The following is a 15,327-nucleotide window of genomic DNA, read 5'->3' as shown; positions in this document are numbered from 1 at the left end:
TAATGGGTTGTTACCTACTGTATTAGGTATTTTATGGACCACTTTGAAACACTAACACCAGAACAAGCCTATCAACATTGGTTAGACGGCACGGCCATACTGGTAGATGTACGAGACCCACAAAGTTTCCGTGCAGGCCATGCTAGTGGAGCCTATCACCTCACCAATGAGTCACTGAGCCAATTTTTAGAACAAACGGATTACGAACAACCTGTTATGGTGATGTGCTACCATGGGCACAGTAGCCAAGGTGCTGCACAATATCTGATCAACATTGGCTTTGAATCTGTATATAGCATCAATGGTGGATTTGAAGCATGGTTAAGGGAATATCCACAAGCCGTTACGGCTCTCTAGATGAGAAAACGCATTCATGATCCACATCACCTCCTTTGCTAATCCCAGAATGGCGCAAGCCTTTGTTGACTATATGGCTAGCAAAAATATCCACTTAAAAATAAAGCCATCACAGGAACAAGCTGTCTTTGATCTTTGGCTAGAAGATGAGCAACTTCAACCTCAAGTCCAAAAAGAATTAGATATTTTTCTACAAGACCCAAATCACCCTCGCTACCTAGAAGCCAGTTGGCACACGGGAAGCGCAGATACCCAGTTTCAATATCGCAATTACCTAACTTGGGGTTACCTTAAAGAGCAATCTGGCCCTTTAACTATCGCTGTTATTTTGTTGTCGATTGTTGTATATCTTTGGGTAGAAATGACTGATGCACGAGAAGTTCTACGTTATTTGGCATGGCCTATTGGCGACCAACAAACGGAACTTTGGCGTTGGTTTAGTCCTGCATTGGTGCACTTTTCGCTATCACATATTGGTTTCAACCTTGCGCTCTGGTGGTTTTTGGCTGGGCAAGTAGAACGAAAGCTCGGAACGGGTAAATTATTCACTATCTTACTGGTCTCAGCGCTGTTTAGTAACTGGGGGCAGTCGCTGTTTAGTGAAAACAACTTTGGCGGCTTATCTGGTGTCGTCTATGCCCTTGTCAGCTATGTGTGGTTAACGGGTGAACGTCGTCCCGAAAGTGGCATCAGTGTTCCTCGAGGGTTAATGATATTCTCGATTATCTGGCTTTTTTTCGGTTACTTCGATGTTTTAGGTATGCATATTGCCAATGCCGCACATACTTCAGGGTTAATTATCGGCTTATTGATGGGAGTATGGGATAATAGGCACAGTTTTAAACACCAGAGCTCCAGATAAAACATTTTAATAATTAGAGGCTAACGCTGTGAAACAAACCCAGAGACATGATGCAATAGTTGAGCTTGTGCGTCTTCAGGGATATGTCAGTACTGAAGAACTCGTCGAACACTTTGAGGTTAGCCCTCAAACGATCCGTCGAGACCTCAATGACCTCGCTGAACAGAATAAAATTCAGCGGCACCACGGTGGCGCAGCACTGCCTTCAAGTTCTGTGAATGCAGCTTATAATGACCGTAAAATCATGTGGTCAGATGAAAAAGCGCGTATCGCGCAGCATGTTGCAAGCCAGATCCCTGATGGTGCGACACTATTTATTGATATTGGTACAACCCCTGAAGCGGTTGCTCATGCGCTGGTTAACCATAAAAACCTACGTGTGGTGACCAATAATCTTAACGTCGCCACCTTGCTGATGCCAAAAGAAGACTTCCGCCTAATTTTAGCGGGAGGTGAAGTACGATCACGAGATGGCGGTATTGTCGGTGAAGCGACCCTCGATTTTATTTCCCAATTTAGGTTAGATTACGGCATTTTGGGCATCAGTGGTATTGATATGGATGGCTCATTACTTGAGTTCGATTACCACGAAGTTCGTACCAAACGCGCGATTATTGAAAATTCACGTTGTGTCATGCTTGTCACCGACCATTCTAAATTTGGTCGTAACGCGATGGTTAATTTGGGTAATATGAACCTAATTGACTATTTATTTACTGATAAACAGCCACCAGACAGCATTCTCAAAGTGATTGAGCAACATAATGTTCAATTAGAGCTTTGTTAATCAAATAGTTACCTTCATGATGGTAGTCCCAGCTACCATCATGTTCATTAGTCCCCTTCCCCACCATAGTCCCCCACCTTACAGGTGTTTTTTTCTTTTTCGCGCGAAACCCTCTTTTCCCTCTTGTAAATAGCAATACTTTATATGTGGGTATTGAAAAAAAATTGTTACCAATATCACGCAGTTGTTATTTTTTTCATTAATAATAGTTGGCATCACTATCTATTTTGACTACAATCAAATGAGCGAAAACGAACATTATTGAAAGTGTTTCGAACATCTCAGGGGGATGCATGGAAACTAAAGACTTGATTGTCATCGGCGGCGGGATCAACGGCGCTGGAATTGCAGCAGATGCTGCAGGTCGTGGATTATCGGTATTACTGCTCGAAGCTCAAGACTTGGCAAGTGCGACTTCATCTGCGAGTTCTAAACTCATTCATGGTGGCTTACGTTATTTAGAGCATTATGAATTTAGATTAGTCAGCGAAGCTTTGGCAGAACGTGAAGTGCTATTACGATTAGCACCGCATATTGCCTTCCCAATGCGCTTCCGCTTACCTCATCAGCCTCATTTACGTCCAGCTTGGATGATCCGTATTGGCCTATTCTTATATGACCATTTAGGCAAACGTGTCAGCTTACCAAGTAGTAAGGGGCTGAAATTCAACCAAAACTCTGTACTAAAACCTGAACTAACAAAAGGTTTTGAATATTCCGATTGTTGGGTTGATGATGCGCGTTTAGTTGTGTTAAACGCTCAAGAAGTGGTACGCAAGAGTGGTGAGGTTCGTACTCGCACAAAAGTGACTCGCGCTTACCGTGAAAACGGCTTATGGGTTGTTGAGGCTCAGGACTTACGTACAGGCGAAACCCATACATGGAAAGCAAAAGGGCTGGTTAACGCCACAGGGCCTTGGGTAAAAGAATTCTTTGATGATGGGCTGAAATTAAAATCACCTTATGGTATTCGCCTAATCAAAGGGAGCCATATTGTCGTTCCGCGTGCTCATGATGAACCACAAGCGTACATCTTACAAAATGAAGATAACCGTATTGTATTTGTTATCCCGTGGATGGATGAATTTTCTATCATCGGCACCACTGACGTAGAATACAAAGGCGACCCGAAAGACGTCAAAATTGATGAAAACGAAGTTAACTATTTACTGAAAGTGTATAACGATCACTTCAAAAAACAGTTAACCGTGAGTGATATTGTTTGGGACTATTCAGGTGTTCGCCCACTGTGCGACGATGAATCAGACTCACCACAAGCCATTACTCGTGATTACACATTGGATATTCACGATGAACAAGGCCAAGCGCCATTGTTATCTGTATTTGGCGGTAAATTAACCACTTACCGTAAATTAGCGGAAGCTGCTGTGAATAAGTTAGCGACTTACTATCCAAATGCAGGTAGCCCATGGACTAAAAATGGTCAGTTACCAGGTGGTGATATCGAAGGTTGTGACCGTGATGGTTATGCACGTGTATTACGTCAACATTATCAATGGCTTCCTGAAGGCTTAGCGCTACGTTTTGCCAGAACCTACGGTAGCAACAGTAAGTTAATCCTTGAAGGCGCGAATTCACTCAGCGACCTCGGTGAAGCCTTCTCTGCGAATGTCTATGAAGCGGAATTACGTTACTTAGTCAAGCATGAGTGGGTAACAGAATTGGATGATGCCATTTGGCGTCGTACTAAATTGGGTATGTGGCTGAATGAAGAAGAAAAACAGCACATTGCTCATTGGTTAGCAAAAAATGGGTTGTCAGAGCACACCTCTGCATAATCGTAAAAATCTCGTTGTTATAAAATCTCGTTGTTAATGGAAAAGGCCAGTTGCAATTGTTGACTGGCTTTTTCTATTTTTAAACCGTTTTTTCTATTTTTAGTTTGTACGACTTTCAGAAAAACCCCAATCACGATAATTTGCACAAATCAATTCCATCTGTTTATAATGTACGCGACCTTACTTCTCACCCAACTTCGCAGGTACGCCTCACGATGAACTAAGCACTGCCAGAAAATATTTTCTAATACCCTTTTGGTATTCATTTTTCTGTTCCTGGCAGGCAACCGCTTTCATCGACGCTTCTTGATAAGTCAACGACGTTGTCTGTCCTCATTATTTTGGAGGTGCATATGACGATAGCTTGTCACTTTTCACAGCTCAATATTGAATTTAACCAAACCGCCCTTTTTCCACCGCTAAGCGGGACGTTGTCATGCCAAAAAAATGCTCTAATTGGCCATAATGGCAGAGGAAAATCGGTTTTAATGCGTATTCTTGCTAACCAATTGCGCCCTACACAAGGGAATGTACATTGGAACCTCCCCTTTATCTATGTTGAGCAGTTAACTCGGCTAACGGGCGAAACACTCGTCGATGCCTTAGGCATCAAGGAACTTTATCATGCATTTTCACGCATTGAGGCAGGAAATAGTTCTTTGGCAGATTTTGAACTAACGGAAGATAAATGGCATTTACCTTCCCAATGGCAAAGTTTATTGGACTCTGCTGGGCTAGCTATCTCAATGGAAGCTCCTATCTCCCATTTAAGTGGGGGTGAACGTACCCGTCTAGCCCTTTGCCGTGCATTTCTTCATCAAGATCACTTTTTGCTACTTGATGAGCCGGATAACCATTTAGATACGCAAAGTCGGCAATGGCTCAGCCAAAAGCTTACTGAGCATCGGGCTGGCTGCCTAGTTATCTCTCACAACAGAACTCTGTTAGGCGAAATGGATGCTATTTTTGAATTAACGGAAAAAGGCTTACACGAATATGGGGGAAATTATGCGTTATACGATACCCAAAAAAACTTGGAAATTGCCGCAATTGATGCACAAAGTGAGCGCTTAGAAAAACGTATTCACCAAGAGAAAAAGCAGCAACAGGCCACATTACAAAAAGCCGCTCAACGCAAGAAACAGGGGGAAAAAATTCGCTATGGTGGGTCGCAATCCTTACTGCTACTTGATATGCAAAAGAACCGTGCAGAGAAAAGGCAATCAAATGTCGCAGAACGGCACCAACGGGTTATGGATAATCTGCAAAGCCAACAACAGGAAAACCAAGAAAGAGCTCGCCATATCAAGCCGCAAAAAATGACGATTAACTATCAAAATGAAGGTAATAAAGTCACAATTTTTGCTTCTGACTTGCGTTTGCCCTACGGTTATTCATCACCACTTTCATTCACCATATACAGTGGAGAACATTGGCATATTCAAGGGCGTAATGGCTGTGGTAAGTCAACACTACTTAAAGTGCTTGCTGGCCTATTGCCATCATCTTCAGGAGAGTGCCGCCTAAGCGGTGAATTTTGCTATTTAGACCAACACCTCAACTTACTCGATAAGACATTACCTGTCGCTGAAGCACTTCATCAATACCAACCGTTGTTTACTGTAGAGCAGTGGCGCACGCAATTAGGTATGCTGCGAATACGAGGAGATAAATCATTACTGCCACTACAGCAGCTCAGTGGTGGTGAGCAGTTAAAAGCAACACTACTGGCGCTCACGCATAGCCCGAACCCACCCGCTATTTTATTACTCGATGAACCGGATAACCATTTAGACTTGGATTCAAAACAACTACTTGAAGCGCTATTGCAGGACTACCAAGGAACACTCTTACTGGTTTCTCACGATGACGCCTTTATTGCAAACTGCAATATAACCCATACGCTAAATCTTTCTGATAAATAACTGTCTACTAGGCCACTGCCAAATTAGGTGTGGCCATCTGCTTTAATGGATAAACGTATTTTTGACGCGATGAGAAACTAAAAAGTAGGGGATCCATAACACACAATAGAAGCTGCCATTTATAGCGGTAATAATATTTGAGTAGTTAATTTCCAAACCAAATATATATGGGAACACAAAACGAGCAACTAATACCATTAAAGTAAACAGTACCATGGTGGTGATAAACAGCCACTTCGCCTGTTTTTTCCATTTAACCGCAGCGATAAACGTCCAAAGAAATAGAGCAATTAAAACACCATAACCTAGTTGCAAGAGGTAAAAACCTGTCGCAAAGCCTGAAATATAAAAATCAGAATCCGCTTCAGTTGCCAATGACCATGCAGTTTGTACTTGCGAAATTTCTTGTAATAGCATCGTGACCGTTTTGTACAACATATAAAACAGACCAATAACCGGTAAAATTAACCATCCACTGAGTCCCTGTAACGGCTTTTTAACTACCGGCTGAGCCTCTGGTGATATTATTGCTGGCTCTGTTTGCGTGGTTGATTGCTGAATATCCATTCAAATAACCTTTATTTACTATTTACTTTGCATTTTTTCTTCAAGAAATGTCTTGAGTACAATTGCTTGATTATGTTCTGTATTTTTAGCACTGTATAACAGTGTTAAGTCACCTTGTTTTGCTTGTGAAACCAATACCTGCCAAGCTGTTGTGTTATTAAGTTCCTGCTGATATCGCTCGATAAATTGAGCAAACTGATCTGTGTTCTGATGAAACCATTTTCGTAACTCATTGGAAGGTGCAACGTCTTTATTCCAAGAGTCGTGGTGTAAGTCTGTTTTTTTTATTCCTCTTGGCCACAGTCTATCGATAAGCACGCGATAACCATCATTATCGTCAACAGGGTCATAAACTCGTTTGCATTTAATCATCATTTACCTACCCAATAAGTAAACCGCAGCATTTTATTTATTAATTTACAAAAGTATTTTTAACACGCCTTGAAACTAAAAAATACGGTATCCAAATGGCACAAGCAATTAGAGCCCGAAAAATATCTTTGATATCGGAGGCTTCAACCTCTAAATCCAATAAAATACTTGCGAGTATAATATCCGTAACCGTCAAAACTAAAGAAAAGATCTGGAAAAAAATATAAATTTTAATTGTGAGTTTTTTCTTTGTAAAAAAGACATAACTTAGGAAAAGTAAGGTGGCGTATAAAATAACGTTACCTAAAACTTCAAAGTAGATTAGCTCTTTAAATAATGGAATAAATGAACTTGATTGTGGGTCTGTTAATTCAATCCAATATTCAATCACTTGAGCATTTTGCTCATAAATCGAAAAAGGCAAAATAATCAAGGACAATATTATCCCTAACATGGGTAAAATAAGCCATCCACCAATGCCTTTTAATTCCTGCCTTGGTTGTGGTGATGGTACCGAAGTGCCATGAGATGAACTGTGACCTTCAGTTTTCATTTACACTTCCTTATTAAACAAACAAATAATATCAATACAAAATAAATAGCCCTGTATAAGATAGCATACCTACTCAACAAAAAATGAGTAACTAAATGCGCTAATTCACAATTATATTGCTAATAAAGAACAATCTGACAAGGCCATCATTATGCAAATATTTACCGCACAGTTACCACTCCCTACCAATTACCTTTATGGTGATTTTTTTGCCTTTCATTTAAGAGATCAACACAATGTCGCGGAAATAGTAGAAGAAAATACATTACATAAAGGCATAATATGGCAACAACATGCAACAAAAATGACATTGGAACTTAAAAAACAACAAGCAACGATTTCATTAGCGATTGATTCTCCATCTATCATTATCAATGAGCAAGATTTACTAACACTGGCACAGCATGTACTTGGTTTGAAACAAAATATTGATGAGTTCGAAAAACGCTACCTTGAAACCCCAATACTTGGACAGCTCATTGAAAAACAAAGAGGATTACGGATTTATCAATCTGCTAGTGCATTTGAAGCGTTAGTTTGGGCTATTATTGGGCAACAAATTAGTGTCCATGCAGCTATCGCCATTCGTCGGCGATTTATCCAAGCCGTGGGGATTCAGCATGCTTCAGGTATTTGGTGTTTCCCCGATGTTCCGCAAGTCAGGTTAGTTGATGACGAAATACTGCGCCAAACGGGTTTTTCAAAGGGAAAAATTATCGCCCTCAGAGCTCTTTGTGACGCCATCGAAAATCAACAAATTGATTTATCACAGCACGTGACTCATTCCAATGCGAATCAAATAACTGAACAATTATTACAAATCAAAGGTATTGGACCTTGGACTGTGAGCTATGCTTTACTTAGAGGATTCAACTATTTAGATGGCTCTTTACATGGAGATGTGGCGGTAAGACGTAATTTGCAAACATTGCTCGATAAACCAGAACAACCCAACGCCAAAGAAACAGAAAAATGGTTAGCGCAATTCTCCCCATGGCGTGCGCTGGTTGCCGCTCATTTGTGGCGTAGCCAATCAGCCGCAGGTTATTGAATAATTTTAAAAAGCCCGCTTCAATAACCTGAAATGGGCTTTCCTACTATTCACAATAATGATTTAACGTAACCAGTTCGTTTTCACTAATTGAACGACTTCATCACCGCGACCACTCATAATCGCTTTTAACATATACAAGCTAAAGCCTTTCGCTTCTTGTGCCGCAATTTCTGGTGGCATAGACAGCTCTTGTTTGGCGGTTAGGACATCAACCACCACTGGCCCATCATGGGCAAAAGCTTCTTTTAATGCACCGTCTAGATCTTCACTTTTTTCAACACGGATCCCTTTGATACCCGCAGCATTCGCAATCGCTGCAAAGTTAGGGTTATGTAAATCCGTTCCCGCTGTTAAGAAACCGGCCACTTTCATTTCCATGGCAACAAAACCGAGCACTCCATTGTTATGAATGATGATTTTTACCGGTAATTTCATTTGAGAAAGAGAGATAAAGTCCCCCATTAGCATACTGAAACCGCCGTCGCCACACATTGCAACCACTTGACGTTTTTTATCAACGGCCTGCGCACCAATAGCTTGTGGCATCGCATTCGCCATTGACCCGTGGTTAAAAGAGCCAATTAAACGGCGCTTACCGTTCATTTTCAAGTAGCGCGCAGCCCATACTGTCGGGGTTCCAACGTCACAGGTGAAAATCGCGTCATCAGCAGCTAATTCACTAATTTTTGTTGCAAGATACTGAGGATGTATTAACCCCTCATGACCCGGTTTAGCGAGGTCATCTAACCCTTTTCGAGCCTCTGCATAATGTTTTAAAGCACCATCAAGGTGTTTTGTATCTTGTTTAGCCTCTAAATGTGGCTGTAATGCATCTAATGTTGCTTTGATATCACCAATCAGCCCCATATCAATATGGCAGTGGGAGCCCAGGCTACCTGCATTAATATCAACCTGAATGATTTTAGCTTCGCTTGGGTAGAAAGGACGGTATGGAAATTGTGTCCCTAACAAAACAACCGTGTCTGCATTCATCATTGCGTGGTAACCTGATGAAAAACCTATTAAACCTGTCATTCCAACGCTATATGGGTTATCCCATTCAATATGTTCTTTACCACGTAACGCATGTACTACCGGTGCTTTTAGCGTTTCTGCTAGTTTAACCACTTCATCATGGGCACCTGCGCAGCCATTACCACAGAATAACGTGATATTCTTAGACTGATTCAGCAGTTCAGCAAGTTTTTCGATTTCACTTCGCTGAGGCATAATCAGTGGCGCTTGTGGTTGATACCATGTTTCTTTCGCGGACTCTGGCGCATCTTTTAGCGCAATATCACCTGGTATCACAACGACTGATACCCCTTTATTCAGAATCGCTTTACGCATAGCGATACCAAGAACTTGTGGAATTTGCTCAGGGTTAGAGACCATTTCACAATAATGGCTGCACTCGCGGAATAATTCAGTTGGATGGGTTTCTTGGAAATAATTACTACCAATTTCGCTAGATGGAATATGAGCGGCGATTGCCAACACGGGCACTCGATTACGATGGCAATCATACAGCCCATTAATAAGGTGCATATTTCCCGGCCCACAAGAGCCTGCACATACGGCTAAATTACCAGTTAGCTGAGCTTCTGAACCCGCAGCAAAGGCAGCGACTTCCTCATGGCGAGTACCTAGCCACTCAATAGCGCCTTGACGACGCAAGCTGTCGGTTAAGCCATTCAACGAGTCTCCTGTAACGCCCCAAATACGTTTAACACCTGCATTATCAAGTACTTTTGCAATATAGGATGCAACACTCTGTTTTTTCATAATGGCACTCTTTTAAGTCGGATGTGATACCCTTGATATCTTGCAGCTCAAAATATGAAAGGTACTTTTAGAAACATAACAACATTCAAAGTAGAATCTTGTCATACTCGCGTATATCAAACCCAATATCGATAATAGATTGATTGTAACTAAGTAAATTCCTCATTCCTACTCATCAAATTAAATATAAAACAGAACAGCACAATCCACCGTTATTATCAAAAGAAGAGGATAGCAACAAGATAAATAAATAGACGAGTTATTAACAACTTAAGCAAAACAAGAACATCATAAAAAGATGGAGTTATCTACATATATTATTCATCACAGTCACACCATTGTTTCCACCATATTAAATCAATAACCTTATATATTTATGACAGACTAAAACTCACCAAAAAAACATATACTAAATTGATTTAAAACAATTTATATTCACCTAATTGATCCCCAAAGTTCTATTTTTCAAGTATTAAATTCAATCGTTATATTACCAATATAAAATCCCAATAAGGCGCATGAATCAGTATAAAGCACCTACATTTTACATTTGTTCGATATTAATGTAGTATTAGTACTGTATTTTTTAACTCAAGGTGACTTTTTTGCTGTATTTTAAAGACAGACACTCTCATTATTCTACCTATTACATACCTATTTTAGCCTGTTATTTCAGCGCGACATAAAAACACTAAAAACTTATCTATTGCGTAAACAACGTCTATTCTAAATAATAAGGTTTTATATTTTCCGATGTATGAAAACCCATATCTTAAGTGCTGTTGTTTCGATTATTGAAATTAAAATAAGAGGATGGTTTCATGAGATTCAAGAAGAAAAAAGAAAAACCGTTAAATATTAGTGATATTACTATTATTGATGACGGTAAACTCAAAAAAGCAATTACCGCGGCTTCGCTGGGTAATGCGATGGAATGGTTTGATTTTGGGGTATACGGTTTCTTAGCCTATGTTCTAGGTCAGGTTTTCTTTCCGGACGCATCACCGAGCGTACAGATGATTGCCGCATTAGCCACTTTCTCCGTGCCTTTCTTAGTTAGGCCATTAGGTGGTGTCGTTTTTGGTATTTTAGGTGACAAATACGGCCGTCAAAAAGTCCTTTCGATGACAATTATCATCATGGCAGTCAGTACCTTCTGTATTGGTTTGATTCCATCATATGAAAGCATTGGTATCTGGGCACCCATTCTGTTATTAATTGCTAAGTTAGCTCAAGGTTTCTCGGTAGGTGGTGAATATTCTGGCGCAGCCATCTTTGTTGCCGAATATTCACCAGACCGCAAACGTGGCTTTATGGGAAGCTGGTTAGACTTTGGCTCTATCGCCGGTTTCGTTTTAGGTGCGGGTGTCGTAGTACTCATTTCCAGTATCGTTGGGGAAGCTAACTTCCATGATTGGGGCTGGAGAATTCCGTTCTTCTTAGCGTTACCGTTAGGGATCATTGGGTTATATCTACGTCATTCACTGGAAGAAACTCCTGCGTTCCAACAACATGTTGAATCGTTAGAAAAACAAGATAAAGCCAATATTCAAAATCCACCAAAAATCTCAGTACGTGAAGTGGCGACTAAGTATTGGAAAAGCTTGATGATTTGTGTTGGCTTGGTTATCGCAACCAACGTGACTTACTATATGTTGCTGACCTACATGCCAAGTTACTTATCACACAACCTGAATTACTCTACTGACCATGGTGTGCTAATTATTATTGCAATTATGATTGGTATGTTATTTGTTCAACCGATTATCGGTTTAACCAGTGATAAAATTGGTCGCCGCCCATTTGTTATTACCGGTAGTGTCGGTCTGATTTTATTGGCATACCCTGCATTTATGTTAATCAACAGTGGTTCTGTTGGCTTAATTTTCCTAGGTTTATTAATTTTAGCGGTGCTGTTGAACTGTTTTACAGGGGTTATGGCTTCCATTTTACCCGCGATTTTCCCGACACATATTCGTTACAGTGCGTTAGCTATTGCCTTTAACATTTCAGTATTAATTGCCGGTGCGACACCGACTGTTGCGGCATGGTTGGTCGAATCAACCACTAACTTATATATGCCTGCATATTACTTAATCGTGATTGCTTTAATCGGCTTATATACGGGTATCAGGATGCCAGAAACGGCGAATAAGCCATTGCGTGGAGCAACACCTGCGGCATCAGATAAAGCTGAGGCAAAAGAAATTCTTAGCGAGCACTTTGACAATATTGAGCAGAAAGTTGAAGATATTGACCAACAAATTGCTGAGCTTGAGAAAAAACGCCAATCCTTAATCAATCAGCACCCTAAATTAGATTAAACATGAAAGAGCCGGTAAAACGGCTCTTAAGGTTGTTGACAAAGCGGGATAAAAGCGTGGTTTTTCCCACTTTGTGTTATCAGCCGAAAATCAATAAATTGATTTTCCTAGTTTATTTTCAAAACCTATTCGACTTGCCGCCAAACATAATATGTTTGTCAGCAGTCTGAAGAGCCGGTAAAACGGCTCTTTGTTTAGTTTCAACAAAAACTTCAACCAAGGAGGGAGGCGATGGCAGCCAAACACGTTTGTCATCTTATCTGGTTTCGCAATGATCTGCGGGTCACCGATAACAAAGCGCTTTCCTCCGCCTGTGCAGACCCAGATGCGAAAGTCATTGCCCTTTTTACGGCAACCCCTAAGCAGTGGCAACAACATGATATGGCTGAACGACAAATTTCATTCATTCACCAGAATCTTGTTGAACTGCAGAATTCACTCGCAGAGCTTGGTATTCCACTGGTTTGCCAAACCGTTAACCATTTCACCGATGCGGCACAATGGGTACTTGATTACGCAAAGGCGCAACAGGCTGATGCCTTATTTTTTAATCGGCAATATGAATGGAACGAAAAACAACGGGACGAATGGTTAATCAACCAGCCACATGGGTTACATATTCATGCTTTCGATGACTATTTATTACTGCCCCCCGGCTCCGTAACTACCCAAAAAGGTGAAATGTATCAAGTCTATACCCCTTTTCGCCGTGCCTTCCTCACCCAACTTACCGTGACAGATTGCCGTTCACTGCGAGCCCCTGAAAAACGAGCAGCCGCTATCAACATCGATAAGGCTTTGCCATTATTTCCGCACCAGCCAATTGAAGACTCCCAGCAATTTCCTGCCGGTGAAAAATCGGCTTTAACGCGACTCAGGCAGTTTTGTTCCCTGAAAGTCGGCGATTATCAAAACGATAGAGATATTCCCTCTATTGATGGTACCAGCCAATTATCACCTTACCTCGCGGTGGGGGTGCTGTCCCCTCGCCAATGCTTCAATCGATTACAAGCAGAAAATCCCCAAGTGTTGGATTACCCAGATAGCGGGGCGTTCACTTGGTTAAATGAGTTAGTCTGGCGTGAATTTTATTCACATCTTTTAGTCGCGTTTCCACGTCTATGCCACCACCAACCATTTATTGAATGGACGCAACACATTCATTGGAATGATTCTTCAACCGATTTTGCAGCGTGGAAAACGGGGCAAACGGGTTACCCTATTGTTGATGCAGCTATGCGCCAACTGAATGCAACGGGTTGGATGCATAACCGCCTACGAATGATTGTGGCTAACTTTTTAGTCAAAGACTTACTGATTGATTGGCGCAAAGGTGAAAAATACTTTATGAGCCAACTACTTGATGGCAGTCTAGCCGCAAATAACGGCGGTTGGCAGTGGTCAGCCTCTACTGGCGTTGATGCCTCCCCTTGGTTTCGTATCTTTAACCCAACCACTCAAGGGAAAAAGTTTGATGCGCAAGGGGCTTTTATTCGCCATTGGTTGCCCGAATTGCAGCAAGTCCCCGACAAATATATTCATACACCTCATGAATGGGCTGTGATCAGCAACACTGCGCTTAATTACCCAGAGCCGATTGTTGACCATAAACAAGCTCGGTTAGCGACTTTGGCTGCGTTTGAGGCAGGTAAGCGTAATAGTTTGAAGCAATAAATCGTTTAAAATACGATAAATAGCAAAGTTATTATTTGCTTTAAGAACTACTATAACGTTTCAATCATAAGGAGCAGATATGAGCGTTATTTTACAAGTTGATTTTCCGTATCAGGGGCCATGGGGTGATGAAATGGCATCCGCAATGAATGATTTGGCGGAATCAATTAACCAAGAGCCGGGCTTTATTTGGAAGATTTGGACTGAAAACCCACAAACGCAAATGGCAGGTGGTGTGTATCTGTTTGCTTCAGAAACTGATGCACAAGCTTATCTCACCAAGCACAGTGCACGATTAAAATCCTTTGGTATTCCTGATGTTCGCGGTGCGATTTTTGCAGTAAATAACGCGCTTAGCCAATTGAACCAAGCGCAGTTTTTAGTACAATAATTTTTGTCACAACAATTTTTAGCGCAATAAATAGTTATTGGCACTGAAATTCAAACAACATCACATCTGAGGTAAATGAGCCATCTGCTTGTACTGCAAAGTGGCTTTTTACCTCATCACTTAATGTTCCTTGGTAGTGGCGGATAGCCTCAACGAGTGCCTTTGGTGTACGCATCCGTTCGACCCAACTGGTAAATTCCAGCGCTAAACGGAAACTTTGTACTCGTTGAACAAATAGCCCTGCATTATTAAACATACCAGACCATTCTCCAACGGAATAATCACGAATGTGTGAAGTATCCCGAAGCACTTCGACAGTTTGTAAGTAAATATCCAATAATGGATGCCCCGGTGATACCACATCAATAAAAATGCCTTTTCCACCCGGTTTGAGCACTCGGCGCACCTCACGTAGTGCTTGTTCCACATCGTGCCAATGGTGTGCTGAATAACGGCTAATCACTCGGTCAAAACAATTGTCATCAAACGGTAGAGACTCCGCAGTCCCTTTGCAGGTAGTGATATTGTTTAATTCACGTTCTTGTGCATTTTTAGCCACAACATTGAGCATTGAGTCCGATAAATCATAAGCCGTCACTGACTTCACCAACGGCGCTGCATGGAAACTGGCATGCCCTGCTCCACAGCCAAGGTCAAGCACGTCCTCGCCCTGACAGTCTTGTAGCAATTGTTGCAAAACAAGTAAGTCCTCACCTTGTGCATGAACTTGGCTGGTTAAATACGAGTTTGCTTGCTGGTCAAATTGTTGATAAACCGCTTGGTGGTGCGTTTTCATCTTTGTTTCCCTACATTCAGTTGCTAGTAACTCATCACAACAGAAAATGATTGAAAATGCACCTATTAGCTCAATAATTAA

At 41.3% G+C, this 15,327-nt stretch carries 14 protein-coding genes; 9 read left to right on the top strand and 5 right to left on the bottom strand.

Annotated features, from left to right (window positions below; all coding sequences use genetic code 11):
- Nucleotides 1-33: 33 nt before the first annotated feature.
- The 5 genes from glpE to SJ312_RS12230 all read left to right on the top strand — a co-directional run bounded on the left by glpE (nt 34) and on the right by SJ312_RS12230 (nt 5,730).
- The gene (gene glpE / locus SJ312_RS12250) at nt 34-357 is read left to right on the top strand and encodes a thiosulfate sulfurtransferase GlpE (RefSeq protein ID WP_004262879.1); all 324 of its coding nucleotides are present in this window, start codon (nt 34-36) and stop codon (nt 355-357) included.
- 16 nt (nt 358-373) lie between these two features.
- Nucleotides 374-1,219 carry a rhomboid family intramembrane serine protease GlpG gene (gene glpG, locus SJ312_RS12245; RefSeq protein ID WP_153673261.1) on the top strand — a complete coding sequence of 282 codons (846 nt, stop codon included), beginning with the start codon at nt 374-376 and terminating at the stop codon, nt 1,217-1,219.
- A gap of 28 nt (nt 1,220-1,247) precedes the next feature.
- The gene (locus tag SJ312_RS12240) at nt 1,248-2,006 is read left to right on the top strand and encodes a DeoR/GlpR family transcriptional regulator (protein ID WP_004262881.1); all 759 of its coding nucleotides are present in this window, start codon (nt 1,248-1,250) and stop codon (nt 2,004-2,006) included.
- Nucleotides 2,007-2,299: 293 nt separating this feature from the next.
- On the top strand, nt 2,300-3,805 hold the full coding sequence (gene glpD, locus SJ312_RS12235) for a glycerol-3-phosphate dehydrogenase (RefSeq protein ID WP_004262885.1): 1,506 nt from the start codon (nt 2,300-2,302) through the stop codon (nt 3,803-3,805).
- Between the two features lie 353 nt (nt 3,806-4,158).
- Nucleotides 4,159-5,730 carry an ATP-binding cassette domain-containing protein gene (locus SJ312_RS12230; protein WP_319867831.1) on the top strand — a complete coding sequence of 524 codons (1,572 nt, stop codon included), beginning with the start codon at nt 4,159-4,161 and terminating at the stop codon, nt 5,728-5,730.
- A 42-nt stretch (nt 5,731-5,772) separates the two neighbouring features.
- Here SJ312_RS12230 and SJ312_RS12225 read toward each other — a convergent pair whose 3' ends face one another.
- From SJ312_RS12225 to SJ312_RS12215, 3 genes are read right to left on the bottom strand one after another with little or no spacing between them, the layout of a single operon-like run.
- The gene (locus tag SJ312_RS12225) at nt 5,773-6,297 is read right to left on the bottom strand and encodes a DUF2569 family protein (RefSeq protein ID WP_004262888.1); all 525 of its coding nucleotides are present in this window, start codon (nt 6,295-6,297) and stop codon (nt 5,773-5,775) included.
- Between the two features lie 18 nt (nt 6,298-6,315).
- Nucleotides 6,316-6,669 (bottom strand): DUF488 domain-containing protein, encoded by a 354-nt coding sequence (locus SJ312_RS12220; RefSeq protein ID WP_136134158.1) that lies wholly within the window; start codon nt 6,667-6,669, stop codon nt 6,316-6,318.
- A gap of 40 nt (nt 6,670-6,709) precedes the next feature.
- Entirely contained in the window at nt 6,710-7,222 is a 513-nt protein-coding gene (locus SJ312_RS12215; protein ID WP_004262890.1) for a DUF2569 domain-containing protein, read from the bottom strand.
- A gap of 151 nt (nt 7,223-7,373) precedes the next feature.
- Here SJ312_RS12215 and SJ312_RS12210 point away from each other — a divergent pair, with 151 nt between their 5' ends.
- Nucleotides 7,374-8,273 carry a 3-methyladenine DNA glycosylase 2 gene (locus SJ312_RS12210; RefSeq protein WP_319867829.1) on the top strand — a complete coding sequence of 300 codons (900 nt, stop codon included), beginning with the start codon at nt 7,374-7,376 and terminating at the stop codon, nt 8,271-8,273.
- Between the two features lie 63 nt (nt 8,274-8,336).
- Here the strand turns inward: SJ312_RS12210 and poxB are convergent, their stop codons facing one another.
- Nucleotides 8,337-10,061: a ubiquinone-dependent pyruvate dehydrogenase gene (gene poxB, locus SJ312_RS12205; protein ID WP_094960833.1), complete on the bottom strand. Its 1,725-nt coding sequence runs from the start codon at nt 10,059-10,061 to the stop codon at nt 8,337-8,339.
- Nucleotides 10,062-10,882: 821 nt separating this feature from the next.
- Here poxB and proP point away from each other — a divergent pair.
- The 3 genes from proP to SJ312_RS12190 all read left to right on the top strand — a co-directional run bounded on the left by proP (nt 10,883) and on the right by SJ312_RS12190 (nt 14,450).
- Complete coding sequence (gene proP, locus SJ312_RS12200; protein ID WP_096863534.1) at nt 10,883-12,385, top strand: glycine betaine/L-proline transporter ProP; 1,503 nt, start codon at nt 10,883-10,885, stop codon at nt 12,383-12,385.
- A gap of 231 nt (nt 12,386-12,616) precedes the next feature.
- On the top strand, nt 12,617-14,059 hold the full coding sequence (gene phrB / locus SJ312_RS12195) for a deoxyribodipyrimidine photo-lyase (protein ID WP_319867827.1): 1,443 nt from the start codon (nt 12,617-12,619) through the stop codon (nt 14,057-14,059).
- A 79-nt stretch (nt 14,060-14,138) separates the two neighbouring features.
- Nucleotides 14,139-14,450 (top strand): monooxygenase, encoded by a 312-nt coding sequence (locus tag SJ312_RS12190; RefSeq protein ID WP_153673265.1) that lies wholly within the window; start codon nt 14,139-14,141, stop codon nt 14,448-14,450.
- Nucleotides 14,451-14,484: 34 nt separating this feature from the next.
- Here SJ312_RS12190 and SJ312_RS12185 read toward each other — a convergent pair whose 3' ends face one another.
- Nucleotides 14,485-15,294, bottom strand: coding sequence for a class I SAM-dependent methyltransferase (locus SJ312_RS12185; protein ID WP_319867894.1), 810 nt, complete (start codon nt 15,292-15,294; stop codon nt 14,485-14,487).
- Nucleotides 15,295-15,327 lie beyond the last annotated feature (33 nt).

Origin of the sequence: Providencia sp. CIM-Carb-044 (genome assembly GCF_033901115.1) — a bacterium.
GTDB lineage: Bacteria > Pseudomonadota > Gammaproteobacteria > Enterobacterales > Enterobacteriaceae > Providencia > Providencia hangzhouensis.
Note: the sequence above shows the minus strand (reverse complement) of the source record. Positions and strands in the feature narration are given on the sequence as shown.

What these genes read in the sequence shown, in the direction of transcription:
- glpE (WP_004262879.1), top strand. Translation starts at nt 34, where the DNA reads ATGGACCACTTTGAAACACTAACACCAGAACAAGCCTATCAACATTGG.
- glpG (WP_153673261.1), top strand. Translation starts at nt 374, where the DNA reads ATGATCCACATCACCTCCTTTGCTAATCCCAGAATGGCGCAAGCCTTT.
- glpD (WP_004262885.1), top strand. Translation starts at nt 2,300, where the DNA reads ATGGAAACTAAAGACTTGATTGTCATCGGCGGCGGGATCAACGGCGCT.
- SJ312_RS12230 (WP_319867831.1), top strand. Translation starts at nt 4,159, where the DNA reads ATGACGATAGCTTGTCACTTTTCACAGCTCAATATTGAATTTAACCAA.
- SJ312_RS12225 (WP_004262888.1), bottom strand. Translation starts at nt 6,297, where the DNA reads ATGGATATTCAGCAATCAACCACGCAAACAGAGCCAGCAATAATATCA.
- SJ312_RS12220 (WP_136134158.1), bottom strand. Translation starts at nt 6,669, where the DNA reads ATGATTAAATGCAAACGAGTTTATGACCCTGTTGACGATAATGATGGT.
- SJ312_RS12215 (WP_004262890.1), bottom strand. Translation starts at nt 7,222, where the DNA reads ATGAAAACTGAAGGTCACAGTTCATCTCATGGCACTTCGGTACCATCA.
- SJ312_RS12210 (WP_319867829.1), top strand. Translation starts at nt 7,374, where the DNA reads ATGCAAATATTTACCGCACAGTTACCACTCCCTACCAATTACCTTTAT.
- poxB (WP_094960833.1), bottom strand. Translation starts at nt 10,061, where the DNA reads ATGAAAAAACAGAGTGTTGCATCCTATATTGCAAAAGTACTTGATAAT.
- proP (WP_096863534.1), top strand. Translation starts at nt 10,883, where the DNA reads ATGAGATTCAAGAAGAAAAAAGAAAAACCGTTAAATATTAGTGATATT.
- phrB (WP_319867827.1), top strand. Translation starts at nt 12,617, where the DNA reads ATGGCAGCCAAACACGTTTGTCATCTTATCTGGTTTCGCAATGATCTG.
- SJ312_RS12190 (WP_153673265.1), top strand. Translation starts at nt 14,139, where the DNA reads ATGAGCGTTATTTTACAAGTTGATTTTCCGTATCAGGGGCCATGGGGT.